The 23,656-nt window shown below is 42.4% G+C and carries 21 protein-coding genes, 3 tRNA genes and 1 other RNA gene; 20 read left to right on the top strand and 5 right to left on the bottom strand.

From position 1 onward, the window contains the following. Window positions 1-44 precede the first annotated feature (44 nt). Window positions 45-989, top strand: a complete 945-nt coding sequence (locus AB3329_RS02120) for a dihydroorotate dehydrogenase (protein ID WP_368394096.1) — start codon at window positions 45-47, stop codon at window positions 987-989. Window positions 990-1,086: 97 nt separating this feature from the next. Here AB3329_RS02120 and AB3329_RS02125 read toward each other — a convergent pair whose 3' ends face one another. Continuing rightward, complete coding sequence (locus tag AB3329_RS02125; protein WP_368394097.1) at window positions 1,087-2,040, bottom strand: DDE-type integrase/transposase/recombinase; 954 nt, start codon at window positions 2,038-2,040, stop codon at window positions 1,087-1,089. A 352-nt stretch (window positions 2,041-2,392) separates the two neighbouring features. Here AB3329_RS02125 and pyrF point away from each other — a divergent pair, with 352 nt between their 5' ends. From pyrF to AB3329_RS02170, 9 genes are all read left to right on the top strand, one after another. After that, on the top strand, window positions 2,393-3,085 hold the full coding sequence (pyrF, locus tag AB3329_RS02130) for an orotidine-5'-phosphate decarboxylase (RefSeq protein ID WP_368394098.1): 693 nt from the start codon (window positions 2,393-2,395) through the stop codon (window positions 3,083-3,085). Between the two features lie 90 nt (window positions 3,086-3,175). After that, window positions 3,176-3,805, top strand: coding sequence for an orotate phosphoribosyltransferase (gene pyrE, locus AB3329_RS02135; protein WP_368394099.1), 630 nt, complete (start codon window positions 3,176-3,178; stop codon window positions 3,803-3,805). A gap of 295 nt (window positions 3,806-4,100) precedes the next feature. Further along, on the top strand, window positions 4,101-4,511 hold the full coding sequence (locus tag AB3329_RS02140; protein ID WP_368394100.1) for a DUF3021 family protein: 411 nt from the start codon (window positions 4,101-4,103) through the stop codon (window positions 4,509-4,511). 499 nt (window positions 4,512-5,010) lie between these two features. After that, on the top strand, window positions 5,011-5,511 hold the full coding sequence (locus AB3329_RS02145) for a YbhB/YbcL family Raf kinase inhibitor-like protein (protein ID WP_368394101.1): 501 nt from the start codon (window positions 5,011-5,013) through the stop codon (window positions 5,509-5,511). A gap of 7 nt (window positions 5,512-5,518) precedes the next feature. Next, on the top strand, window positions 5,519-6,247 hold the full coding sequence (locus AB3329_RS02150) for a GNAT family N-acetyltransferase (RefSeq protein WP_368394102.1): 729 nt from the start codon (window positions 5,519-5,521) through the stop codon (window positions 6,245-6,247). A 122-nt stretch (window positions 6,248-6,369) separates the two neighbouring features. Beyond that, complete coding sequence (locus AB3329_RS02155; RefSeq protein WP_368394103.1) at window positions 6,370-6,768, top strand: GNAT family N-acetyltransferase; 399 nt, start codon at window positions 6,370-6,372, stop codon at window positions 6,766-6,768. A gap of 20 nt (window positions 6,769-6,788) precedes the next feature. Beyond that, window positions 6,789-7,442, top strand: a complete 654-nt coding sequence (locus AB3329_RS02160) for a uracil-DNA glycosylase (RefSeq protein ID WP_368394104.1) — start codon at window positions 6,789-6,791, stop codon at window positions 7,440-7,442. A gap of 9 nt (window positions 7,443-7,451) precedes the next feature. After that, the gene (locus AB3329_RS02165) at window positions 7,452-8,723 is read left to right on the top strand and encodes a dihydroorotase (protein WP_368394105.1); all 1,272 of its coding nucleotides are present in this window, start codon (window positions 7,452-7,454) and stop codon (window positions 8,721-8,723) included. Between the two features lie 146 nt (window positions 8,724-8,869). Further along, window positions 8,870-11,068, top strand: coding sequence for a 5'-nucleotidase C-terminal domain-containing protein (locus tag AB3329_RS02170; protein ID WP_368394106.1), 2,199 nt, complete (start codon window positions 8,870-8,872; stop codon window positions 11,066-11,068). Window positions 11,069-11,177: 109 nt separating this feature from the next. On the opposite strand, the gene plsY is transcribed toward AB3329_RS02170, so the two are convergent. Next, window positions 11,178-11,825 (bottom strand): glycerol-3-phosphate 1-O-acyltransferase PlsY, encoded by a 648-nt coding sequence (gene plsY, locus AB3329_RS02175; protein ID WP_368394107.1) that lies wholly within the window; start codon window positions 11,823-11,825, stop codon window positions 11,178-11,180. A gap of 124 nt (window positions 11,826-11,949) precedes the next feature. On the opposite strand from plsY, the gene parE reads away from it, so the two are divergent. From parE to AB3329_RS02220, 9 genes are all read left to right on the top strand, one after another. Beyond that, complete coding sequence (gene parE / locus AB3329_RS02180; protein ID WP_368394108.1) at window positions 11,950-13,902, top strand: DNA topoisomerase IV subunit B; 1,953 nt, start codon at window positions 11,950-11,952, stop codon at window positions 13,900-13,902. A gap of 16 nt (window positions 13,903-13,918) precedes the next feature. Beyond that, complete coding sequence (locus AB3329_RS02185; RefSeq protein WP_368394109.1) at window positions 13,919-14,419, top strand: GNAT family N-acetyltransferase; 501 nt, start codon at window positions 13,919-13,921, stop codon at window positions 14,417-14,419. 372 nt (window positions 14,420-14,791) lie between these two features. Next, window positions 14,792-17,248, top strand: coding sequence for a DNA topoisomerase IV subunit A (gene parC, locus AB3329_RS02190; RefSeq protein ID WP_368394110.1), 2,457 nt, complete (start codon window positions 14,792-14,794; stop codon window positions 17,246-17,248). Window positions 17,249-17,480: 232 nt separating this feature from the next. After that, window positions 17,481-18,503 carry a branched-chain amino acid aminotransferase gene (locus AB3329_RS02195; RefSeq protein ID WP_368394112.1) on the top strand — a complete coding sequence of 341 codons (1,023 nt, stop codon included), beginning with the start codon at window positions 17,481-17,483 and terminating at the stop codon, window positions 18,501-18,503. 158 nt (window positions 18,504-18,661) lie between these two features. Next, window positions 18,662-18,892, top strand: a complete 231-nt coding sequence (locus AB3329_RS02200; RefSeq protein ID WP_368394113.1) for a DUF2969 domain-containing protein — start codon at window positions 18,662-18,664, stop codon at window positions 18,890-18,892. A 233-nt stretch (window positions 18,893-19,125) separates the two neighbouring features. Then, a tRNA-Tyr gene (locus tag AB3329_RS02205) sits at window positions 19,126-19,206 on the top strand. Between the two features lie 105 nt (window positions 19,207-19,311). Beyond that, a tRNA-Gln gene (locus AB3329_RS02210) sits at window positions 19,312-19,383 on the top strand. A gap of 127 nt (window positions 19,384-19,510) precedes the next feature. After that, entirely contained in the window at window positions 19,511-20,719 is a 1,209-nt protein-coding gene (gene rpsA / locus AB3329_RS02215) for a 30S ribosomal protein S1 (RefSeq protein ID WP_368394114.1), read from the top strand. A gap of 108 nt (window positions 20,720-20,827) precedes the next feature. After that, window positions 20,828-20,899: transfer RNA gene (locus AB3329_RS02220), tRNA-Arg, on the top strand. A gap of 150 nt (window positions 20,900-21,049) precedes the next feature. On the opposite strand, the gene ssrA is transcribed toward AB3329_RS02220, so the two are convergent. Continuing rightward, window positions 21,050-21,399: a transfer-messenger RNA gene (gene ssrA / locus AB3329_RS02225) on the bottom strand. Window positions 21,400-21,487: 88 nt separating this feature from the next. On the opposite strand from ssrA, the gene AB3329_RS02230 reads away from it, so the two are divergent. After that, window positions 21,488-22,099, top strand: a complete 612-nt coding sequence (locus AB3329_RS02230) for a TVP38/TMEM64 family protein (RefSeq protein ID WP_368394197.1) — start codon at window positions 21,488-21,490, stop codon at window positions 22,097-22,099. Window positions 22,100-22,182: 83 nt separating this feature from the next. Here the strand turns inward: AB3329_RS02230 and AB3329_RS02235 are convergent, their stop codons facing one another. Next, entirely contained in the window at window positions 22,183-22,947 is a 765-nt protein-coding gene (locus tag AB3329_RS02235; protein ID WP_368394115.1) for an ABC transporter permease, read from the bottom strand. Window positions 22,948-22,956: 9 nt separating this feature from the next. Beyond that, entirely contained in the window at window positions 22,957-23,655 is a 699-nt protein-coding gene (locus AB3329_RS02240) for an ABC transporter ATP-binding protein (RefSeq protein ID WP_368394116.1), read from the bottom strand. Window position 23,656 lies beyond the last annotated feature (1 nt).

A 23,656-nucleotide genomic window follows, 5' to 3' on the forward strand; every position in this document is an offset into this window, starting at 1 on the left:
TCTCGATAGTTTTAAAAACTGTTTGGACGGATATATGTTGCTACATGTCAGAAAATCGTTTGGCAGTCAGTCTTCCTGGGCTTGACTTGAAGAATCCTGTTATGCCTGCTTCCGGTTGCTTTGGATTTGGGCAGGAATATGCAAAGTATTACGAGTTGGATAGATTGGGTTCTATTATGATTAAAGCCACTACCCGCTACCCTCGTTTCGGCAATCCCACACCTCGTGTGGCAGAAACACCATCTGGGATGCTTAATGCTATTGGACTGCAGAATCCCGGAGTTGATGCAGTTCTTGCCGAAAAACTTCCTTGGTTGGCTCAGCATTTTCCTGACTTACCAATTATTGCTAATGTTGCCGGCTTTTCCGATGATGAATACGCCTATGTGACCGAAAAAATTTCTAAAGCAGTAAATGTCAAAGCTGTTGAACTGAATATTTCCTGTCCAAATGTAGATCATGGCAATGCCGGTCTTCTTATCGGTCAGGTTCCTGAGTTGGCTTATAAGGCAGTAAAGGCAAGCGTTGACCGTTCGGAAGTGCCTGTTTATGTTAAATTAACGCCTAGTGTCGCAGATATTACAACGGTTTCCCAAGCAGTTGCTGCAGCTGGCGCAGCAGGCTTTACCATGATCAATACGCTGGTTGGAACACGTTTTGATTTAGCCAGTAAAAAGCCAATCATCGCTAATGGTCAGGGAGGAATGAGCGGGCCTGCTGTCTTTCCTGTAGCTCTCAAACTGATTCGTCAGGTTGCTCAAACAACGGATTTGCCGATTATTGGTATGGGAGGTGTTGATTCGGCAGAAGCAGCCATTGAAATGATGATTGCAGGAGCATCAGCTGTTGCAGTGGGAACAGCCAATTTTACAGATCCTTTTGCTTGTCTTAATATCATTGAGCGTTTGCCTGAAGTTATGGATAAATATGAAATCACTTCTCTTGAATCTTTTCGTGCTGAAATCCGTCAGCAGTTAAACGCTTCTTAAGAGTTTCCTTTCTTCTTAAAATGCTGCCGGCATGTACCTTTGTCAATGATGTGAGACCAAAAATTCTCATTTGAAGCTATCCCTTTGATAAGCTTTACTAGGAGCTAGCTCCTAGTAAAGCTTTTCTGATGTCGATAGGCGATTGCCACCCTAAGGTTTGCATGGGGAGCCTATTGGAACGGTAAAGGTAGGTGCTCATCTGTTTGATGAGGTCTTCATAGGAATAAAAGGATAAGTGTTGGTAGAAGCGTCTGTTGTCGTTTCGGTGGCTCCTTTCCACCTTCCCATTGTGTCTAGGTGTTCTGGGTCTGATACACTTGTGTTGGATTCTTAATTCTTCACAGAGCAGATCAAGCGGGTGGCTTCTCTTGGTTTCCCTAAAATGCGTAAACTCAAAGCCATTGTCGGTTTGCAGGATTTGAGGCTTGTAGCCAAAGTATTTGATGGCCATTTTGAGAAACTGGACGGTAGAATGGGAAGACTGCTCCTTGAAGGGGTAGATAAAGCGTTCTCTTGACGCCTCATCGATGCCGGTGTACTGGTAGAACCTGTCAGGGAGACTGCCCGTGTAGCAGTGTTTAGGGACGTATTTGACATCCATCTGCCACTTGATGCCCAAGTCAGTCGGTGTGTCATAGGGTTTAGGGGTATAGGTTTTCTTCTTCGTTTTAGGGGATTTGAAGAGTCCCAGTTTCCGCAAGACACGAAAGAGCGAGGAGGGGTGTCTGTCGTATCCCTTGGTTGTCTTGAGTTTGTAGAAGATTTCGATGAGGGTGGCTCTTGGATTTCTTTTGATACTGTTTTTTATCCAAGTGATTTCTTGCTCGGTATGAGCCTTTGGATGTGGTGTCAGAGGCCGATGCGATTTGTCTTTCAGCGATTCTTTAGAGCCATCAAACCTCTTGTTCCAGCGCATGAGCGAAGCTTTTGAGACCTTGTAGCGTCGACAGATGAAGGCGACAGAGGCACCATTTCGATAGGTTTTAACTGCATGGTAGCGTGTGTCAAGTGTGTGTGGCAAATAGCGAAGATTTTGTGGTATACTAGTCATGAGAAGATTCCTTTTTGGTGAGTGGGTGTGGTACTCTTATCATATCAAGGAATCTTCTTTTTTTGAACCTGATGGTCTCACATCTATTGTAACGTTACACCTTTCTTCTTAAAATGCTGCCGGCATGTTTTGACATTAAGGCAGAAAAACGGTATAATAGGGAAAATTGAATAGCCTTTAATCTATGTCCGGAGAGACATGCAAGGTTCAGTCTTAATACAGAAGAACAGATTTTCCCTTTTCCCTTTGCTAACCTTGCCCTTTTCTGGGTGAGGTTTTCTTTATTTTGTCAACTGTTAATCAATCATAGTCTCATTTTCAAAACTGAAGTCAAGCTAGAGGTGTAATAGTTATGCGTGAAAGCCGTCCAATCATTGCTCTTGATTTTCCATCACTAAGTGATGTGAAATCCTTTCTTGCCCGATTTCCTAAAAAAGAGCAGCTCTATGTTAAAATCGGTATGGAGCTCTATTATGCAGCAGGTCCGGAAGTTGTTCGCTATGTTAAAGGGCTGGGGCACTCTGTTTTTTTAGACCTAAAGCTTCATGATATCCCAAATACAGTTCAATCTGCTATGAAAGTGTTAGCAGGTCTGGAAGTAGATATGACTAATGTTCATGCGGCAGGCGGTGTTGAGATGATGAAGGCAGCACGTGAAGGGCTGGGAGAAGGCCCTCGGTTAATAGCTGTAACTCAGCTGACCTCAACATCTGAAAAGCAGATGCAGCATTTTCAAAATATCCAAACGAGTTTAGAGGAGTCTGTGATCCATTATGCTAAGAAAACAGCTGAAGCTGGACTTGACGGAGTTGTATGTTCTGCGCAGGAAGTGAAACTGATTAAAGGAGCAATTGCAAGTGACTTTATCTGCCTGACACCTGGTATTCGCCCTGCAGGCAGTTCTGCTGGCGATCAAAAGCGGGTGATGACACCAAAGGACGCTAGACAGATTGGTTCTGATTTCATTGTGGTAGGCCGTCCTATCACACAGTCAGACAATCCAGCTGAAGCCTACCGGACTATCTTTGAGGAATGGCAGGGGTAAATTAATACCGGCTGTTTTGTCAATTTAGTATTGAGATTTGCCAAAAAATGCTTGTTGTAGCAAACAGTTATAAGAAAAGAGGTAATTATTATGACATTAGCAACACAGATTGCATCTGACTTGCTTGATATTAAAGCGGTTTATCTACAGCCGGAAAACCCTTTTACATGGGCGTCTGGAATAAAATCACCCATTTACACAGATAATCGCATTACTCTATCTTACCCAGAAACGCGTACTTTAATTGAAAATGGTTTCGTTGATGTCATCAAAAAACACTTTCCGGAAGTTGATGTCATTGCCGGGACTGCGACTGCCGGTATCCCCCATGGGGCAATCATTGCTGATAAGATGAACTTGCCTTTTGCTTATATTCGTTCAAAACCAAAAGATCATGGCGCTGGCAATCAAATTGAAGGCCGAGTGACCAAGGGACAGAAGATGGTTATTATAGAAGATTTAATTTCCACAGGCGGTTCAGTCCTTGAGGCTGCAGCAGCGGCTAAGAAGGAAGGGGCAGATGTTCTTGGTGTTGTTGCAATTTTCACTTATCAACTGCCGCAGGCTGAGCAGAATTTTGCGGAGACGGGCATTAAACTCCTTACGCTTTCAAATTATACCGAACTGATTAAGGTTGCCAAAGTTCAGGGCTATATCGATGCTCGAGGCTTACAGCTTTTAAAGAGGTTTAAAGAAAACCAAGAAAACTGGCAGGATTGACAGCTCTATCTGAGATAGACTGTGAGCTTTAGACGGCCTTTGTATCTTGTTGGAATCGAACACGCCCTAAACGCTGCGGGAAAAAGATGTCCTGACTTAGAATCTTGAGATTCGTCAGTCAGTCCCCTATTTTCCTTTTGCGTTTTTCACGGGCTTTGTATCTTGTTAATTGAACACGGCCTAAGAGCTGTGCAAAAAAGATAGCTTGTCCTAGAGCTTTGAGGCTCTTCGTCCAGTCTCCTATTTTTGCTTTGCTCTTTTAACGGCCTTTGTATCTTGTTCTAAGGGGGGTGCTATGAATTTAAAAGAAAAATGTATTAAACAAGCTTTTATTAGAGGTATTATTCCTTTAGTTATTATGGGAACGATAACCTATTTTCTTGCTCAAGAGGATAATCAAAAGGCCTTCTGGAGTATGGTGGCTATAACAGTTATTTCAACCGCTGTTTCAGCGGCGTCAGCTATTTATGATTACGATGTTTGGACGGTCAGGAAAAAAATAATTGTACATACTTTACTAATGTTAGCAACGGTTTATCCGGCTTTGCTGATTAGTGGATGGTATGATACCAGTAATCTCAGCGGTTATGTTTTTGCCTTGCTCAGTTTTGCTCTGTGGGGCGTCGTATTGTGCAGCCTAGGTTACTTTATCAGTAAGTATGTCTTAAAAAACATTCCTGAAGAGACAAAAGAAAAGCAGCAGTAGAACTGAGCCGGCTTCTAAACGGCCTTTGTATCTTGTTGTAATTGCACACGGCCTAAACGCTGCGGGAAAAAGATGTCCTGACTTAGAATCTGGCTATTCGTCTGTCAGTCCCCTATTTTCCTTTTGCATTCTTAACGGCCTTTGTATCTTAGTGAATTGAACACGGCCTAAGCTCTTTGCAAAAAAGACAAGGCTAAGTTTAGAATTGATTTCAAGTTAGCTAGCCGTAGACGTCTGAAGGCTTTGTCGTCTTAACAGCCGACCGCACCCTTCTAGTCGTTCTGGCAGAGGTGCGTCTGCGAAATCGAAGATTTCGGACTTACCGTCATTTTTGCTGTGAGCTTTTCACGGCCTTTGTATCTTGTTGGAATTGAACATGCCCTAAACGCTGCGGGAAAAAGATGTCCTGACTTAGAATCTGGCGATTCGTCAGTCAGTCCCCTATTTTCCTTTTGCGTTCTTAACGGGCTTTGTATATCTTAGTTTAGGGGAGGGAAAGATGAAAATTGTGACTGAATTTGATAAGCAGGTTTTGCCGGACCGCTATAGCAAGCAGACAGATGAGCTTGTGCTGGGGAATGCTATCGTATCATTTCCTTTTGAGTTGACAGAGGTTCCGAAAGAGGCTAAAACGTTAGCTTGGACATTTGTAGATTATGATTCAATTCCTGTCTGCGGCTTTGCTTATATTCACTGGTGTGTGGCCAATCTTCCAGCCGATAAGACCCGTATCGAAGCGGACTTTTCACGACTGAATAGGCAGCATGTACGAGGGAAGAACAGCTTAGTCAGCAAGTTTCTGTCAACAGATTTTTCAACTATCGAAAACGGCTATATCGGACCTTACCCACCGGATAAGGATCACCTCTATACTTTGACTGTTTATGCCTTGGATAGTGCACTTAATCTGGAACAGGGCTTTTTTATGAATGAGCTTCTTCACGCTCTTGAGGGCCATGTCTTGGCTGAAACAAAACTTAATCTTATTGGAAGGTACTAGTCGGTAGATGTATAAAGATATTTTAATGGCTCATCTGCAAAAAAAGCTTGTTACAGAGCGCTATATTTATTATGGCAGATCGGACTTAGCTTTGCGCTATGATAATAATCTTTTGGATTACCAAATAATGCCTGACAGAGACAGTTTTAAAGAAGACCTTGACTTTATTGCCATCCAGCAGAAAGCTTATCCCTTAAACTATGTCAACATCGCTTTTCCAGAGAAAATTGAGCTGCCTGAGCCTTGGCAGGCACAGCTTCATGGAGAAGGGTTTGAATTAAAACGTTTTCTTGTTTTTACTGCTGCGGCAGCGTCTTTGAATTTATCCGATTCAGGGGATGTAAGGATTGAAGAGCTGTCCGAGATGTCTTATCAAGATTATATGGATAAGCATGAAGAAGAATATCGTCAGTATGGTGATGCTTACTATCAGCAGATGTCCTTATTTAATCGTGAATTGGCCAGCAATACTTCTGGCGGAAAGATTTTTCTGGCTATTAAGAAGGGACAGATTGTTGGGGAATTAACGGCTTGGTACTCGCAGCATTTTGTTGAAATTGATAGTTTTATAGTAGATAAAGATCTGCGAGGTCAAGGTATTGGCAAACGCCTGCAGGATAGAGCGGTCAAAACAGCGGATTCTGTTATTCTCGTCACTGAGGAAGTGAACTGTGCAATGTATGAGCACCAAGGCTATCAGGAAGCTTCTTTCTATTGGTCGGCTTTTAAATCCTAAAGGCAATCGGTGAAAATTTTAAAACTGATTAAAATGATATTCTACAAATCTGGTAAAACCATTTAGTATTAGTTTTCAATTTGATATTTAGTATCTGCAAATTTGAAAGGAATGATAATGATATGGTTACTTATTCAAATAAACGTTCAGTTACAGGAGCTGAACTTGCACAAGTTTTTAAAGCTTCCGGTATACACAGACCTTATGAGGACTTAAAACGCTTAGAAAAAATGCTGACAGGTGCTAATTGCGTATGGACAGCATGGGATGGGGAAAAATTAATTGGAATTGCCAGAGCTCTGACAGATTATGCCTATGCCTGTTATCTGTCTGATTTAGCAGTGGATAAAGCCTATCAAAAAACAGGGGTCGGGAAGGCACTGATAGCTCATCTACGTGAAGATATAGGGGATGATGTTGCCCTCATTCTTTTAGCTGCACCGGCTGCCGTGGATTATTATCCTAAAATTGGTTTTCAAAAACATCAAAGTGCCTATATCATTCCGCGTAAGCCATTTTAAAAGATAAGAAAGGGTGACTTATGGAACATTCTCAATGGCATGATTTAATCAAAAAGGAACTGCCGGAGCACTATTTTGCGCAGATTAATCATTTTATGGACAAGGTCTATGCAGAAGGGACAGTTTATCCGCCGCGCGAAAAAGTCTTTAATGCTATCCAAACAACTCCTCTGGCAGATGTGAAAGTAGTGATAATCGGTCAGGATCCTTACCATGGTCCTGGTCAGGCTCAAGGGCTGTCTTTTTCAGTGCCGAATGCTGTTTCGGCCCCGCCGTCCCTGCAGAATATTCTGCAGGAGCTGCAGGCAGATATTGGAGAGCGCAGCTATCACGATTTAACTGCTTGGGCTGAGCAGGGTGTACTCTTATTAAATGCTTGCCTGACCGTTCCTGAAGGCAGGGCAAACGGGCATGCCGGGCAAATTTGGGAACCCTTTACAGATGCGGTGATTAAAGTGGTCAATCAAAAGGAAAGTCCGGTGGTCTTTATTCTTTGGGGAGGTTATGCCCGTAAGAAGAAGGCCTTGGTGACTAATCCGATTCATCATGTTATCGAATCGCCTCATCCGAGTCCTTTAGCTGCTCACAGGGGGTTTTTCGGCAGCCGTCCCTTTTCAAAAACCAATACCTATTTATTACAAGATGGCTTAGAGCCAATCGATTGGCTGAAGTAAGGAGAAAAGATGATAGTCATTAAAAACGGCCGTGTGATTGATCCTAAATCGCAATTTGATCAGGTTTGTGATGTGCTGATTGATGGCCAAAAAATCGTAAAGATTGCTAAGCACATTGAGGTCGAAGGTGCCGATGTTATTGATGCAGAAGGGCTGGTAGTGGCACCGGGCCTAGTTGATATTCATGTCCATTTTCGTGAACCCGGGCAAGTTCATAAGGAAGATATCCATACAGGTGCTTTAGCTGCTGCTGCTGGCGGCTTTACAACTGTTGTCATGATGGCAAATACTCATCCCACCATCTCTGATGTTGAAACTCTAAAAGATGTTTTGACCAGTGCTGCTAAGGAAAATATCCATATCTATACAAATGCAACAGTTACTAAGAACTTTGACGGCCAGCATCTGACAGATTTTAAAGCTCTTTTAGCCGCTGGAGCAGTCTCTTTTTCAGATGATGGTATCCCGCTTCAAAGCGCTAAAGTTGTTAAAGATGCTCTAGATTTAGCCAAAGCAAACGGCACCTTTATCGCTCTGCATGAAGAAGATCCGGAACTTAACGGGATTCTTGGTTTTAATGAAGACATCGCCAGAGATCAGTTCCATTTTTGTGGGGCAACAGGTCTTGCAGAATACAGTATGATTGCCCGTGATACTATGATTGCTTATGATCGCCGAGCTCATCTGCATATTCAGCATTTATCAAAGGCAGAGTCTGTAAAGGTAGTGGAATTTGCTCAGCAGTTGGGGGCTGAAATCACTGCAGAGGCTGCACCTCAGCATTTTTCTAAAACAGAAGACCTGCTGCTGACAAAAGGTGCCGCGGCTAAAATGAATCCGCCGCTGCGCAGGGAGAGCGACCGTCAGGCTGTTATTGAGGGACTTAAGTCCGGTGTTATTTCAATTATCGCAACTGACCACGCTCCTCATCATAGTGATGAGAAAAATGTAACTGATATAAGAAAAGCGCCTTCTGGTATGACTGGTCTTGAAACCTCACTATCGCTCGGTTTGACCTACCTAGTCGCCAGCGGTGAGCTGAGCCTGTCTGATCTGCTAGCTAAGATGACTGTTAATCCATCTTCGCTTTATCATTTTGATGCGGGCTATCTTGCTGAGGATGGTCCTGCAGATATCGTTATTTTCTCTGACCAAGAAGAACGGACGGTTACTGACAAATTTGCTTCCAAAGCCTCTAACTCTCCTTTTATTGGCGAAAAGCTGATAGGAACTGTAAAATATACTATTTGTGCAGGGCAGCTTATATATAGACAAGCCTGAAGCAAAAGCGCGGTTTTGTGACCGTGCTTTTGCTTTTAAGCTGAGAAGATTTTTAATGAATTTGTAAAGAAACAATATCTTTAAAAACGTTTTCAAAAGCTCAGAAAAATAGTATAATAAACGAAAGATTTTAGGAAGGAGAGGTAATGAAAAAGAAACGTTTAGTTATTTCTGTCTTTGTGACTTTATTTCTGTTGCTGCCTGTCCTACAGGTGCAGCCTGTCTGGGCCGATTTTGATACTGAGCCAACAGAAATAGCAGCTGAGGCAGTCAGTCTTCCAGCAGATAGCTCTGCAGAAAATGCTGAAAGCGCTGCAGCCGAGACGGAAGGAACAGAAGTCCAAGCTGACCAGACTGTGGTTGATAATTCTGAAGCGAGCAGCCAGTCTGATGGGGACGATTACCCTTTGCCGGCTGCTGCTCAGGCTGACAACAGTCAAGTGACTATTATCCATACGAATGATGTCCATGGGCGTATGCAGGAGGCTGATGGTGTCATTGGAGATGCTAAGTTGGCTGCGATTGTCAACCAGGCCCGCAGTCAAGGAAAAACACTGGTTTTTGATTCGGGAGATGTGTTTCAAGGCCTCCCGATTTCTAACAGCTCCCAAGGGGAGGATATGGCGGATATTCTCAATGCTATCGGATTTGACGCTATGACCTTAGGCAATCATGAATTTGATTTTGGACTCGATCAGCTGCTGAGTTTAAGTGAAAAACTGACCTTCCCTATTATCAGTTCTAATGTTTATATCGATGGCGTCCGTCTGTTTGAAGCAGCCACTGTTATTGATATGGATGATACTGTTTCAGGGGATGAATTCGTTGTTATCGGTGTCACAACACCAGAAACAGCTACCAAAACCCATCCCAATAATGTAGTTGGTATCACATTTACTGACCCTATTACAGAGGTTAATCAGGTCATTGCTCAGCTTGAAGCAAATGCACGGGCAGAAGGCAAGACCTATAACCATTATGTCATTTTGGCTCATCTGGGGATTGATACGACTACCCCTGTTCACTGGCAGGGAACTGCTTTGGCTCAGGCACTTGCCGATAATGAGCTCTTGCAGGGGAAAACCGTCTTGGTACTTGATGGACACTCCCACACGGTCTTAACAGCAACTTACGGTAATGTTACTTACAATCAGACTGGCAGCTACCTCAATAATGTCGGTCTTGTGACTTTGAATGCGGATCGAGTGCTGTCAGCGGGTGTTATCAGTGCAGCAGAAGCAGAGTCTGTTTCTCCGGACCCTGACATTGCTGCTTTAATCTCAGAGATTGAAGCTAAATATGAAGCTGAAACATCAGCAGTCATCATCTCAGAAAGTCCGGTAGAGTTAAACGGTGACCGCATGAACGTTCGTGTCCGCGAGACTAATTTAGGAAATGCAGTTGCTGATGCCCTTTTAGATTATGGACAGACCGGTTTTACTCACCAGTCCAACTTAGCGGTGATGAATGGCGGCGGTTTAAGAGAGAGCATCAAAGCAGGAGAGCCGGTCACTAAGGGAGATACTATTGCTGTTTTGCCTTTTGGCAATATTATTTCTCAAATTGAGGTTAGCGGACAGGATATCTACGATATGTTTGTGCAGTCGCTTGGTTCGATTTTACAGGCCTCTCCTGATGGCAGCTCTGTTTTTGACGAAAACGGCCAGCCCCTGCTTGAGCCCAGCGGCGGTTTTCTGCAGGCTGCCGGTGTAACGGTCTATTATGACACTAACTTAGACCCTGCCGATCGGATTTTGGCTATCAGCGTTTGGGATCCTCTAAGCGACAGCTATAAGCCGCTCGATTTGACGGCTACATATTACTTAGCAACTAATGACTTTCTGGCTGCCGGCGGAGATGGCTATACCATGCTTGGTGGCGCACGCGAAGAAGGCCCGAGTCTCGATGAAGTGTTTGCCGCTTATTTAGCTCAGGCTGACTTGACTCAGTATGCTGATATTAACCCTAATTCCCGTTTGATTTCCCTGTCCAGAGCTCAGTATAGAGCCCGGAATATCAGTCAGGATGAAGCCGAAGAGGCAGAGAGACCTTTCTACCCGGGAAATACTCTTGCCCAGCCTTCTGTTGCAGCAGCAAAACAGTTACAGGGACTTGCAGAGGTGTCAGTTTTTCTAGCTTCAGCAGATTCCTCGGACCTAAGCGCTGCTGAAATAAGACCTTCTTCCCTTGTGAAATGTCCCTTACCTGCAGCAGAATATAAGGAAGGTCTTCTGCCAAATAGTGGCGATACGAGGTCTACAGTTATTATTGCTGTAGGTGTTCTTCTCATTTTTTCCGGTCTTTATGGCAGCAGGCGCGACTCATACCGAAAAAGGCAGCTGTAGCAAAAAGACAACTGGAAGGTTTTTCTCAGAAAATTGTTAACGAATAAAAAGCGGAAAAGATCGGGCATTGAACCGTCTCTTCCGCTTTTTATCTTAAATTAGCATTGGCTCACCTATTTTCATTAGGCTCTTGTTTGGTTATATTAAGTCCCCAGGGGACGAGATTTTCTTTATGCTGCCTGATACGGCTGATATTTTCTCTATGACGAATAATAATCAGGCTGGCCACTGCAATAATGATAACCGTAAAAAAGAAATCATAGCCGGGCAGTAAAAAATGAAAGGCCGGAAAGACAAGAGTGGTTACAATACCGACTAAGGCACTGATGATACTGGCCAGTGAAATCATACTTGAAAGGTAAAGGACAATCAAAAAAACAGTCAGTAAAAAGAGCAGGTAAAGCGGCGCAAATCCTAAGAGCACTCCGGCACTGGTAGCAACAGCCTTTCCGCCTTTAAATCCTGCAAAAACTGGAAAGGTATGGCCAAGGATAGCAAAAGCTCCAATCACGATAGGTGAAAACTGTGTGACACCAAACATTATCGGCAAAACGGTTGCTACAGTACCTTTCAGACAGTCTGCAGCAAAGGTGATGCTGCCTGCTTTCACGCCGAGTACGCGAAAGGTATTGGTTGTTCCGGTATTGCCACTGCCGTAATCACGCAGATTTTTACCGTAAAAAATTTTCCCGATCCAAAGACCGCTGGGAATCGACCCAAGCAAATAAGCGATTATCATAAAAAACAATACATTCATATTTTCTATTATAGCATAGAAAAAAGAGGAGCAATAGAAATCTTTTGTTCATTCTGAAAAATTATTTTGCAAATTTTTAAAAAAACTTGTAAGATAAAAAAGATGAATAAATTCGGAGGTCATAATGGCTAAGGCAAAAATTACTATTAATAATTATAATGATGATGCCATTCAGGTTCTGGAAGGTTTGGATGCTGTCCGCAAGCGTCCGGGGATGTACATCGGCTCAACGGATGCCACCGGCCTTCACCACCTTGTCTGGGAAATTGTCGATAATGCTGTTGATGAAGCACTCTCCGGTTTTGGCGATAGAATTGATGTGACCATTAATCAGGATGGAAGCGTGACTGTAGCAGATCGGGGCCGAGGAATGCCGGTCGGTAAGCATGCTATGGGGATTCCGACTGTTGAAGTTATTTTCACTGTCCTTCATGCTGGAGGTAAATTCGGCCAAGGAGGCTATAAAACATCCGGCGGTCTGCACGGTGTCGGTTCATCGGTTGTCAATGCCTTATCCAGCTGGCTTGAAGTTGAGATTACTAGGGGCGGTGCCGTTTACCGTCAGCGGTTTGAAAATGGCGGCCGGGCAGTCAGCGGTTTAAAAAAAGTCGGAACAGCCCCGAAATCACGATCTGGAACTAAGGTGACCTTTATGCCTGATGAAGGCATCTTTTCTACCGTTGATTTTAAATTTAATACCATTGCTGAGCGTCTTAATGAATCGGCTTTTCTTTTAAAAAATGTGACCCTGACCCTGACTGATAAGCGTTCAGGGGAAGCTGATGAACACCTCGCTTTTCACTATGAAAACGGCGTTCAGGACTTTGTTGCCTATCTGAACGAAGATAAGGAAACACTGACACCAGTTATTTTCTTTTCGGGCGAGGAGCAGGGGTTTCAGGTTGAAGTCGCACTTCAGTATAATGATGGTTTTTCGGATAATATCTTGTCCTTTGTCAATAATGTCCGGACCAAGGACGGCGGAACGCATGAAACAGGGCTGAAATCCGCTATTACAAAGGCGATGAATGACTATGCGCGAAAGACTGGTTTGCTTAAAGAAAAGGACAAAAATCTTGATGGAGCGGATTACCGTGAAGGCTTGTCAGCTGTCTTGTCAATTCTGGTTCCGGAAGAGCACCTCCAGTTTGAAGGACAGACCAAAGATAAACTTGGCAGCCCTTTGGCCCGCCCCTTGGTTGAGAGTATTGTTTCTGAAAAATTAACCTATTTTCTTTTGGAAAATGGAGAAACTGCGTCAAACCTCATTCGAAAGGCAATCAAAGCCCGTGATGCCCGTGAAGCGGCCCGCAAAGCCCGTGATGAATCGCGCAACGGCCGTAAAAGTAAAAAAGATAAGGGTTTGCTTTCTGGGAAACTGACACCGGCTCAATCCAAAAACCCTAAGAAAAATGAATTATATCTGGTTGAGGGTGACTCAGCCGGCGGTTCTGCTAAGCAGGGACGGGATCGTAAATTTCAGGCCATTCTGCCCCTGCGCGGCAAAGTTCTTAATACAGCCAAAGCTAAAATGGCCGATATCATCAAAAATGAAGAAATCAACACGATGATTTACACGATTGGCGCCGGCGTAGGCCCCGATTTCAAAGTGGAAGAATCCAATTACGATAAAATCATCATCATGACCGATGCTGACACTGACGGGGCTCATATTCAAACCCTTCTGCTGACCTTCTTTTATCGTTACATGCGTCCTTTGGTCGAAACTGGCCACGTTTATATTGCCCTGCCGCCACTTTATAAGATGAGCAAGGGTAAAGGGAAAAAAGAAGTTGTTGAGTATGCCTGGACTGACCAAGAACTGGAAGAACTTCGCCAAAAATTCGGTAAAGGTGCTCAGCTCCAGCGTTACAAAGGCCTGGGGGAAATGAATGCTGACCAACTTTGGGAAACAACCATGAATCCTGACAGCCGGACACTTATTAAGGTGACTATTGATGATTTAGCCCGTGCCGAGCGCCGCGTTTCCGTTTTGATGGGTGACAAAGTCGAACCGCGCCGCAAATGGATTGAAGACAATGTGAAGTTCACGCTGGAAGAATCAACCGTCTTTTAAATAAAAAGGAAATAGTATGTCAGTTAAAATTCGTGAAATTTGTGAGAATGATAAAGAAATTTTTCTTGAATTAACCTCTGATTTAAGTCGGTTCAATAGACAGAGACATGGGGAAAAATCAAAGCATGATGATTATTCACATGTTCTTGAAAATATTAAAAGACGGGCGCTCGAGACTTTTGAAAATAAAGATGATGGTTTTACATATATTATTTTGGCCGAATACCATCAGGCGGTTGTGGGCTACGGTCTGGCAAGGATATATGATGAAGAAGCTACTGCAGACAATGGAACAGGCAAAACAGGCTTAATTGATGAACTGTTTGTTGCTGAATCCGTCAGAGGTCAGGGAATTGGTCAAATGCTGCTGAATGCCTGTATAAATTGGCTGAAAGCTTCCGGAATTCGGCGCGTCAAACTTCATGCCTATTCATGGAATGACGGTGCAAAATATATTTACGAGCGTAATGGATTTACAGCCTATGCCCTATCCTACGAAAAATGGCTCGAAGATTAAGCAAGACCCTGCACTATCGGGGGAAAATAGTCAGAATTAAAATTTTTCCTGTTTTCTAGCTGCAGTGTTTGATTTAGCAGAATACACCTTTTACCGAATATTTGCTGTTCTCCCTTCCAGTCATCGCTACGGAGATTTTGGCATAAGCTGTGAGTGGTTTTTTCTCAGCATAGGATATCTGTGTCTTTCAGCTGCCTGAGTTTATACAAAACTAAAAATGAATTTCTATATTAAATCACCTTTTTAACCTAATGAAAGGAACTGAATGCGGGCTGCAGACTGTGTGAAAAGCAACTGTTTCCTAGACGCCAGCGTCTTTGGTCAGTTTCTTGTTTTGACTTTGTCTGTATAACGCCCTTAGTATCTTAAATTATGAGCAATGTACAAAACATGTCTTTAGAAGACATCATGGGAGAGCGCTTCGGACGCTACTCCAAATACATCATTCAAGAGCGTGCGCTCCCTGATATTCGTGATGGACTCAAACCTGTCCAGCGCCGGATTCTCTATTCAATGAATAAAGATGGCAATACGCACGACAAAGGTTTCCGTAAATCGGCTAAATCAGTCGGAAATGTTATGGGGAATTTCCACCCGCATGGAGATTCTTCTATTTACGATGCCATGGTCCGTATGTCACAGGACTGGAAAAATGGTGAAACACTGATAGAGATGCACGGCAATAACGGGTCTATGGACGGTGATCCGCCTGCAGCCATGCGTTATACCGAGGCCCGTTTATCTGAAATTGCAGGTTTTCTGCTCCAAGATATTGACAAGAAAACTGTGCCTTGGGCTTGGAACTTTGATGATACGGAAAAAGAACCAACGGTTTTACCGGCAGCCTTCCCCAACCTTTTAGTTAACGGTGCGACAGGAATTTCAGCAGGCTATGCCACCGATATCCCGCCGCATAATTTAGCTGAAGTGATTAATGCTGCGATTTATATGATCGACCACCCAAAAGCTAAGTTAGATAAGCTGATGGAATTTTTGCCCGGACCGGACTTTCCCACAGGAGCCATTATCCAAGGGAAAGATGAGATTCGCAAGGCCTATGAAACCGGGAAAGGTCGAATTGTTGTGCGTTCTAAAACTGACATCGAAAATCTTCGCGGCGGCCGGCAGCAGATCATTGCGACAGAAATCCCTTATGAAGTGAATAAAGCCTTTTTGGTTAAAAGGATTGATGATATCCGTCTGAATAACAAAGTTCCGGGCATTGCAGAAGTTCGGGATGAATCAGACAGGGACGGGTTGCGTATCGCCATTGAACTGAAAAAAGAGGCTGATGCACAGACCATTTTAAACTATTTATTCAAATACACGGATTTGCAGGTTAACTACAATTTCAATATGGTGGCGATTGACCACTACACACCGCGTCAGGTCGGTCTGATTCCGATGCTGAGCAGCTACATCGCTCACCGCAAAGGCATTATTGTAGCCCGTTCTAAATTTGATAAGGAAAAGGCCGAAAAACGTCTTCATATTGTTGAAGGACTGATTCGTGTCATTTCAATTTTAGATGATATTATTGCTCTTATCCGGGCATCCGAAAATAAGGCTGATGCCAAAGAAAACCTCAAAGTCAGTTATGATTTTTCAGAAGAACAGGCAGAAGCTATTGTCAATCTGCAGCTCTATCGTTTGACTAATACAGATATTGTTACTCTGGAAAACGAAGAAGAGGAGCTCAGAGAGCGTATTACGACTTTGAAAGCGATTATTGCGGACGAGGCGACTCTTTACCGTGTGATGAAGAGCGAACTGCGTGAAGTGAAGAAAAAATTTGCCAAGCCGCGTCTGACAGAACTGCAGGCTGAAACACAGGCTTTAGAAATTGATTTGGCCAGCCTGATTGTTGAAGAAGAAACCTTTGTCAGCGTAACGCGAAGCGGCTACCTCAAACGCACAAGCCCCCGCTCCTTTAAGTCTTCTCACCTAGATGAGATGGGGAAACGTGATGATGATTCTGTCAGTTTAGTTCAAAAAGCTAAAACGACTCAGCATCTGCTGATTTTCACCAATTTCGGCAATTTGATTTACCGGCCTGTTCACGAGCTGACAGATATCCGCTGGAAAGAGATTGGCGAGCACCTGTCACAGACTATTACGAATTTTGCAAGTGATGAACAGGTAGTTTATGCAGAAATTATTGATGATTTTGATGCAGCTACCTATTTTGCAGTCACAAAACTGGGTCAGATTAAACGTCTGGAACGTCAGGCGATTTCTCCTTGGCGGACCTATCGGTCTAAAGCCAGTCAGTTTGCTAAATTAAGAAATAAAGACGATCGTGTTATTGCAGTTGCCCCTATCGCTTTAGATGATATCATGCTGATTACTCGTAAAGGCTATGCTCTGCGTTTCAATATCGGCGATGTCCCTGTTTTGAGCGGAAAAGCAGCTGGCGTTAAGGCAATCAGCTTAAAAGAAGACGACAGTCTAGCCAGTGCCTTTATCCTTAATGCTGAGAGTATCTTTTTGCTGACACAAAGAGGGAGTCTGAAACGGATGGCTGTCTCTCTCATTCCTTCAACCAGCCGGGCTAACCGTGGTCTGCAAGTGCTGCGTGAGCTAAAAGCCAAACCTCACCGTGTCTTTTTAGCTGGGCCGATTCATCCTGCAGGTGCTCCATCACTTGATTTATTTAGTGTGCAGCCAGAAAATAGAGAACAGCCAGAAAAACTTGAGGTTATCTCAAAAAGCGGAAAGACCTATGATGTCATCCTCGAAGATCTGACTTTTTCGGAGCGCAGCAGCAACGGTTCCTTCATTTCTGATACAATTTCGGATGAAGAAGTGCTCTCTGCAGAAATTAAATAAAGTTATTTTTTGCAAAAACAGCTTATTTTTGACTGCTGAAAAAGCAGACAGAGTAAGCTGTTTTTCTTAAATAGAGCCTGCAGCAAAATTAGACAGTTTGATGGCTGTGCTCCAGAAGGACAGAGGAGTTTGTTTGGTTTTTAATTGTGTAATTTTCAGAATTTTATGAAAAGACTTGAAAAATAGCAAAAAAAGGGTAAAATAGAAAAAAATGAGGAAAGAGGTTTTTTAAATGACTGTAGATCTTGACTGGGAAAATTTAGGATTTGGCTACCGTAAACTTCCGATGCGCTATATTTCTTATTACAAAAACGGGGAATGGGACAGCGGCCAGATGACCCAGGACGCCACTCTGCACATTTCGGAAAGTTCACCGGCTCTTCATTATGGACAGCAAGCTTTTGAAGGCTTAAAAGCTTATCGAACCAAAGCAGGAGATATTCAGCTCTTTAGGCCGGACCAAAACGCTGAACGTTTGCAAAAAACCGCTGACCGTCTGCTGATGCCCCAAGTTTCAACTGAAAAATTTGTCGAATCCTGTAAAGCAGTTGTTAAAGCTAATGCTGATTATGTGCCCCCTTACGGAACCGGAGCAACATTATATCTGAGGCCCTTGTTGATCGGTGTAGGAGACAGTATCAGTGTCAAACCGGCAGATGAATATATTTTCACAGTCTTTGCCATGCCTGTGGGCAACTATTTCAAAGGCGGCTTAACACCGACCAATTTTATCGTAGCCGAAGACTTTGACCGAGCAGCACCTTATGGTACTGGTGCAGCAAAAGTCGGCGGCAACTATGCGGCCAGCCTTTTGCCTGGAGATAAGGCCCATATTGCCGGATTTTCCGATGTTATCTATCTTGATCCGGCTACACACACTAAAATAGAAGAAGTCGGATCAGCTAACTTTTTTGGCATCAGCAGAGACAATGAATTTGTGACACCTTTGAGCCCATCTATCCTGCCCTCTGTAACCAAGTATTCTTTGCTCTACTTGGCTGAGGAACGGCTTGGCTTAAAGGCTGTAGAAGGTGATGTTCCGATTGCTGATTTGGATCGCTTTACTGAAGCCGGTGCCTGTGGAACGGCTGCTGTCATCTCACCAATTGGCGGTATCCAGTTTAAAGATAAACTGCATGTATTTTATAGTGAGACAGAGGTTGGTCCGGTTACCCGCAGGCTTTACGATGAGTTGGTCGGGATTCAGTTCGGTGACATTGCTGCACCAAAAGGTTGGATTACTAAAGTGGAATAAAAGAAAAAGCTTGCTCTTGCAAGCTTTTTTAAATTTGTGTAAAATTAAAAAGAAATACAGATGAGTTTGAAACATAGCAGAGTCTAAAAATAGTTTCGGGCTAAAGACAGCTTACATTTGATGTTTTCAAATTTATCAATAGAAAAGGACAGGCTTATATGAGTAAAAAAGATAAAAAAATTGCTGTTGAATTGACAGACAGCCAAGTACAAGTCAGCGGCAGTCCAGTGACTGGCTACCGCTTGACGATAGGCAAAAAAAGTATCGGTGAGATTGCAGAGGTTGATGATAAATTTGCTGTTATTGAAAAGGGTGAAATAAGCATTTTTTTTAAATCGCTGGAAAAAGCAGTTGAAAATATTATTGAAAAATATAATTTGAATCACTGATTCAGAAAGATATCAAATTGAAATGAAAATGACATCATATTTTCATTTTTTCAATTATTTTAATAACAAGTGCCAAATTACAGGATTTCAGGCTGGTGCTAAGCCTTGCATCAGGCCGTTTTTTTATCACAGCAAGGAACGTTCGGAAATTTTGAATTTAAAAGCTGTACTGTGCTAAAAAGACTTGCAAGTTCGGTAAAACTATGATAGAATAGTCTTCGTTGTTACGGAATGGAAGGGTAGCGAAGAGGCTAAACGCGGCGGACTGTAAATCCGCTCCTTCGGGTTCGGGGGTTCGAATCCCTCCCCTTCCATGTCAAGATGGTAAGGTTTTGAAAATGCACAGCGAAAGTTGATTGAAAAAATTTTCACTAAACATCAGCTGTTTTTGATTCGGATAACTATCTTGAAGTCAAAAATGGGGTATAGCCAAGCGGTAAGGCAAGGGACTTTGACTCCCTCATGCGTTGGTTCGAATCCAGCTACCCCAGTTAAAGGTATCAGAGTATTTCTGAGACCGTCAAAGATAAAAATATGTTGTCGTTGCGGGTTACCTTGAAAAAATATATTGTTATCAAGAGCTAGCTGGGTTAGCTTTTGTTGGAGGATTTTGTTAGAATGAATGAATTTGAAGATTTGCTAAACAGTGTCAATGAAGTAAATCCTGGTGATATCGTTACCGCGGAAGTTTTAGCTGTTGACAGTGAGCAGGCAAATGTAGTTATCGATGGCACTGGAGTTGAGGGTGTTCTTACTCTTCGTGAATTGACAAATGATCGTGATGCAGATATTAACGATTATGTCAAAGAGGGAGATACAGTTGAAGTGCTTGTCTTACGTCAAGTTGTTGGGAAAGATACTGATACAGTAACTTTTCTGGTTTCTAAAAAGCGTTTAGAAGCACGTAAAGCATGGGATAAGCTGATCGGACGTGAAGGCGAAGTGGTCACTGTAAAAGGGACACGTGCTGTCAAAGGCGGCCTTTCTGTTGAATTTGAAGGTCTGCGCGGCTTTATTCCGGCTTCTATGCTTGATACGCGTTTTGTTCGCAACACAGAGAAGTTTGTCGGTCAGGACATTGATGCAAAAATTAAAGAAGTTGATCCGGCTGAAAACCGTTTTATTCTGTCACGGCGTGATGTTGTTGAAGAAGCTGCTGCCAAAGCACGCAAAGAAGTATTCTCAAGATTGGAAGTCGGAGCAGTTGTAACTGGAACTGTTGCACGTCTGACAAGCTTTGGAGCTTTCATTGATTTGGGCGGTGTTGACGGTCTTGTTCATGTGACTGAACTGTCTCATGAGCGCAATGTGTCACCAAAATCAGTTGTTACTGTCGGTGAAGAGATTAATGTTAAAGTTCTGGCGATTGATGAAGAAGAAGGACGGATTTCTCTCTCGCTTAAAGCAACTACACCTGGACCATGGGATGGTGTTGAACAAAAACTTGCTGCCGGCGATGTGATTGATGGAAAAGTTAAGCGTCTGACTGATTTCGGTGCTTTTGTTGAAGTTCTGCCTGGCATTGATGGTCTCGTGCATATTTCTCAAATTTCACACAAGCGTGTAGAAGATCCTAAAGATGTTCTTAGTGTCGGTCAAGAAGTTAAAGTTAAAGTTCTTGATGTAAATGCCGCTGATGAACGGGTTTCACTATCTATTAAGGCGCTTGAAGAACGGCCTGCACCGGCTGAGGGTGAAAATAAAGACGGTAACAAGCGTAAATCGCGTCCTCGCCGCCAAAAACGGCAAGAAAAGCGTGATTATGAACTTCCAGAAACGCAAACCGGTTTTTCAATGGCGGACCTGTTTGGTGATATTGAATTATAAAGTAAGCTGAATTAAGCTGATAACCAGACTTAAAAGGGCCTTTGATTGGCCCTTTTAAGTCCTGCTTGTTTCAGTCTCAAGCCTTTTTGTTTTAGAATTATCTATAATCCATCTTTAGTGTAATGGATATCACATAAGATTCCGGTTCTTATAATGGGGGTTCGATTCCCTCAAGATGGATCATCATTCAAAAAATAAAAAACCTAAAAGCAGAAGTGACAGTTACAGCCATCTGCTTTTAGGTTTTTATTGTGCTTAAGGACAAAAATGCCAGTGAACTTTTGTTAAAATAAAAATCAAGGTTCACACCTTGATCTTGATAAAGACTGTCTATGGAGCCGGTGGGAGTCGAACCCACGTCCAAACATCTGCCAATCTATTTGTCTACAACTATAGGTTATGTCTTATTTTAACTTAGCTGTGATACATAACTCAAACCCCAGCTAAGCGAGTCTATCGGTCTCTTTTCAGTCAGTCAGACAATGACTGAACGTAGCTTGCTTATTAATGAAGACCGCTTCTCAACACAAGCGATTGGTCAGCAGTCACACAGGCTGGTTTTTAGGCAGCGACTGCGTAAGAATTTGTATTTTTTGCAGTTATATTTAACTGGTCGTTTTACATCCGCCGATGAGTTGCAAAACAGATCTCATAATGCCTGTCGAATCCGTAACGACCCCAGAGCTTTAGGAGGTGATTACCTCACCTGCTTTTTAGTATAACAGATAACCTTTCAAATAGCAAAAAAAGTCTGCATATGATATGATAATAGTTATGAAGATGTCAAAACGCTATCTGATGATTCAGAAATTAATTCAAATTTTTGGAACGGTTGCCTTAATTGCTTCTTTTTTTCTGATGTTCTGGCTCTACCGTCTTGGAATTTTAAATGACAGTAATGCTATAAAAGACCTAGTCCACAGTTATCAATTTTTGGGACCTTTTATTTTTATTGTCATTCAAATTTTGCAGGTTGTTTTTCCTGTTATTCCCGGTGGCATCACGACAATAGCCGGTTTTTTGATTTTTGGTCCCTTCTTTGGTTTTATCTATAATTATCTTGGCATCATAGTTGGCAGTTTTATCTTATTTCTTCTTGTTAAGATATACGGCAGAAAATTTGTCCTGCTCTTTGTTAAGGAAGCTACTTTTTACAAGTATGAAGCCAAGCTGGAAACAAAGGGCTATGAGAATTTTTTCATCTTCTGCATGGCTTCGCCGATTTCACCAGCGGATATTATGGTTATGATTACGGGTCTGAGCAATATGTCGCTGAAGCGTTTTTTGATTATTATTATGCTGGCTAAACCGATTTCTATTATCGGCTACAGTTACTTATGGATTTTTGGCGGTGATTTGCTGAAGGCTCTTCTCAGCTGACAGACAGAAAAGTTGGTAATTTTTTTGATAGACTAAAAAGAGCAGCGCTTGATGAGCTGCTCTTTTTCATAATACCAATCTGTTTACTGAATATTTATTTTCTTTTGCAAAATATAGCAAATTCCCCAGTAGTAAATGATAATCTGAATGAGATAACAAACAATATAATAAGTCAAAAATGAAGAAAAAGTAGCAGGTATATTTTCAATAAAGACCTGATTGATTAGTTCAACAATGATAAAAATAAGGAAGTAAGCTAAAAAGCCCATTAGTTTTCGCTTATCTGAAAATAGCTGACCGATAGCAATAGCTAAATAAATCATTAAGGTACTTGATAAAATAGCTAAAATCAACCAAATCAAGTACAGTCCCCATTCGCTCAAGGGTATTTCCTGAATAAGCAGCAGCAGCTGGGACACAATTTCTCTGGGACCGGTAATGGGTAAAACAATAAGAAAGATGCCGATAACTAAGACAAAACTATTAAAGACAATCCAAGCAAACGACATTAATAGTTTTGAGAGAATAAGCTGGTGAGCTGAAACTGGGAGGGTCATTGTCAGATAGCCTTCACGGCCGAAAATATTTTTTGAAAAACGGTTGATAATAATGAATAAAGTCGCAACCCAGGTCGCAGAAATAAGGATACCTAAAGCTAAAAACAAAAAGGCGATAAATAAACCGTTGGCTCCAGATACTGTAAAGTAAACAGCATCGGGTTCAGGATTGGCAAATTTTTTGGCTGCTGTCAGTCCAAACAGTACTGAAATGGCCAAAACAGCTACGTTCATAGCAAAATACCATTTGCCAACTGATTTAAATTCATATTTTAAAAGTTTTGTAAACATTCTGCCCTCCTAAGCTTTAAATCTTTCACGGAACAGAGAATCGATTGATTGTTCGTACTTTGAGCGTAGGTCATCCGCATTGCCTTCAATGATTATTTTTCCGTCTTTTAAGAAAATGACTTCATCTAAAATGGGTTCAATATCGGCAATCAGATGTGTAGAAATAATAACGGATGCATCTTCAGAATAATTGTTAATAATGGTCTTCAAAATATAGTCTCTGGCAGCCGGATCAACTCCGCCGATTGGTTCATCCAGCAAATAGAGCTTCGCTTTGCGGCTCATAACTAAAATCAGCTGTATTTTTTCCTTGTTTCCCTTTGAAAGGTTTTTAAAGCGCTGATTAATATCCAGCCCAAGATCTTTTAAGAGATGTTCTGCCTGTTCTCGGTCAAAATCTGCAAAAAAATCTTCAAAAAATGTGATGGCTTCTTTTATTCTCATCTCTTCACGCAAATAAGTTGTGTCAGGCAGATAAGAGATGATTTTTTTAGTTGCTACAGAAGGGTGATAGCCGTCAATAACGACTTCTCCCTGATTAGGCTGCAAAAGACCGTTTATCAGCTTAATTAGGGTCGTTTTACCGCTTCCATTGGGGCCTAACAATCCGATAATTTTACCGGCCGGCAAGCTGATAGTTAAATCATCAATGACAGCTTTTTTATTAAATGTTTTGGTGACATGATGCAATTGTAAGAGTTGTGTCATC

Source organism: Streptococcus huangxiaojuni, from assembly GCF_040930515.1.
Taxonomy (GTDB): domain Bacteria; phylum Bacillota; class Bacilli; order Lactobacillales; family Streptococcaceae; genus Streptococcus; species Streptococcus huangxiaojuni.

What these genes read in the sequence shown, in the direction of transcription:
- AB3329_RS02170 (WP_368394106.1), top strand. Translation starts at nt 8,870, where the DNA reads ATGAAAAAGAAACGTTTAGTTATTTCTGTCTTTGTGACTTTATTTCTG.
- AB3329_RS02185 (WP_368394109.1), top strand. Translation starts at nt 13,919, where the DNA reads ATGTCAGTTAAAATTCGTGAAATTTGTGAGAATGATAAAGAAATTTTT.
- AB3329_RS02120 (WP_368394096.1), top strand. Translation starts at nt 45, where the DNA reads ATGTCAGAAAATCGTTTGGCAGTCAGTCTTCCTGGGCTTGACTTGAAG.
- parE (WP_368394108.1), top strand. Translation starts at nt 11,950, where the DNA reads ATGGCTAAGGCAAAAATTACTATTAATAATTATAATGATGATGCCATT.
- AB3329_RS02200 (WP_368394113.1), top strand. Translation starts at nt 18,662, where the DNA reads ATGAGTAAAAAAGATAAAAAAATTGCTGTTGAATTGACAGACAGCCAA.
- rpsA (WP_368394114.1), top strand. Translation starts at nt 19,511, where the DNA reads ATGAATGAATTTGAAGATTTGCTAAACAGTGTCAATGAAGTAAATCCT.
- AB3329_RS02145 (WP_368394101.1), top strand. Translation starts at nt 5,011, where the DNA reads ATGAAAATTGTGACTGAATTTGATAAGCAGGTTTTGCCGGACCGCTAT.
- pyrE (WP_368394099.1), top strand. Translation starts at nt 3,176, where the DNA reads ATGACATTAGCAACACAGATTGCATCTGACTTGCTTGATATTAAAGCG.
- AB3329_RS02240 (WP_368394116.1), bottom strand. Translation starts at nt 23,655, where the DNA reads ATGACACAACTCTTACAATTGCATCATGTCACCAAAACATTTAATAAA.
- AB3329_RS02160 (WP_368394104.1), top strand. Translation starts at nt 6,789, where the DNA reads ATGGAACATTCTCAATGGCATGATTTAATCAAAAAGGAACTGCCGGAG.
- AB3329_RS02125 (WP_368394097.1), bottom strand. Translation starts at nt 2,040, where the DNA reads ATGACTAGTATACCACAAAATCTTCGCTATTTGCCACACACACTTGAC.
- AB3329_RS02150 (WP_368394102.1), top strand. Translation starts at nt 5,519, where the DNA reads ATGTATAAAGATATTTTAATGGCTCATCTGCAAAAAAAGCTTGTTACA.
- AB3329_RS02140 (WP_368394100.1), top strand. Translation starts at nt 4,101, where the DNA reads ATGAATTTAAAAGAAAAATGTATTAAACAAGCTTTTATTAGAGGTATT.
- parC (WP_368394110.1), top strand. Translation starts at nt 14,792, where the DNA reads ATGAGCAATGTACAAAACATGTCTTTAGAAGACATCATGGGAGAGCGC.
- AB3329_RS02235 (WP_368394115.1), bottom strand. Translation starts at nt 22,947, where the DNA reads ATGTTTACAAAACTTTTAAAATATGAATTTAAATCAGTTGGCAAATGG.
- AB3329_RS02165 (WP_368394105.1), top strand. Translation starts at nt 7,452, where the DNA reads ATGATAGTCATTAAAAACGGCCGTGTGATTGATCCTAAATCGCAATTT.
- pyrF (WP_368394098.1), top strand. Translation starts at nt 2,393, where the DNA reads ATGCGTGAAAGCCGTCCAATCATTGCTCTTGATTTTCCATCACTAAGT.
- AB3329_RS02195 (WP_368394112.1), top strand. Translation starts at nt 17,481, where the DNA reads ATGACTGTAGATCTTGACTGGGAAAATTTAGGATTTGGCTACCGTAAA.
- plsY (WP_368394107.1), bottom strand. Translation starts at nt 11,825, where the DNA reads ATGAATGTATTGTTTTTTATGATAATCGCTTATTTGCTTGGGTCGATT.
- AB3329_RS02155 (WP_368394103.1), top strand. Translation starts at nt 6,370, where the DNA reads ATGGTTACTTATTCAAATAAACGTTCAGTTACAGGAGCTGAACTTGCA.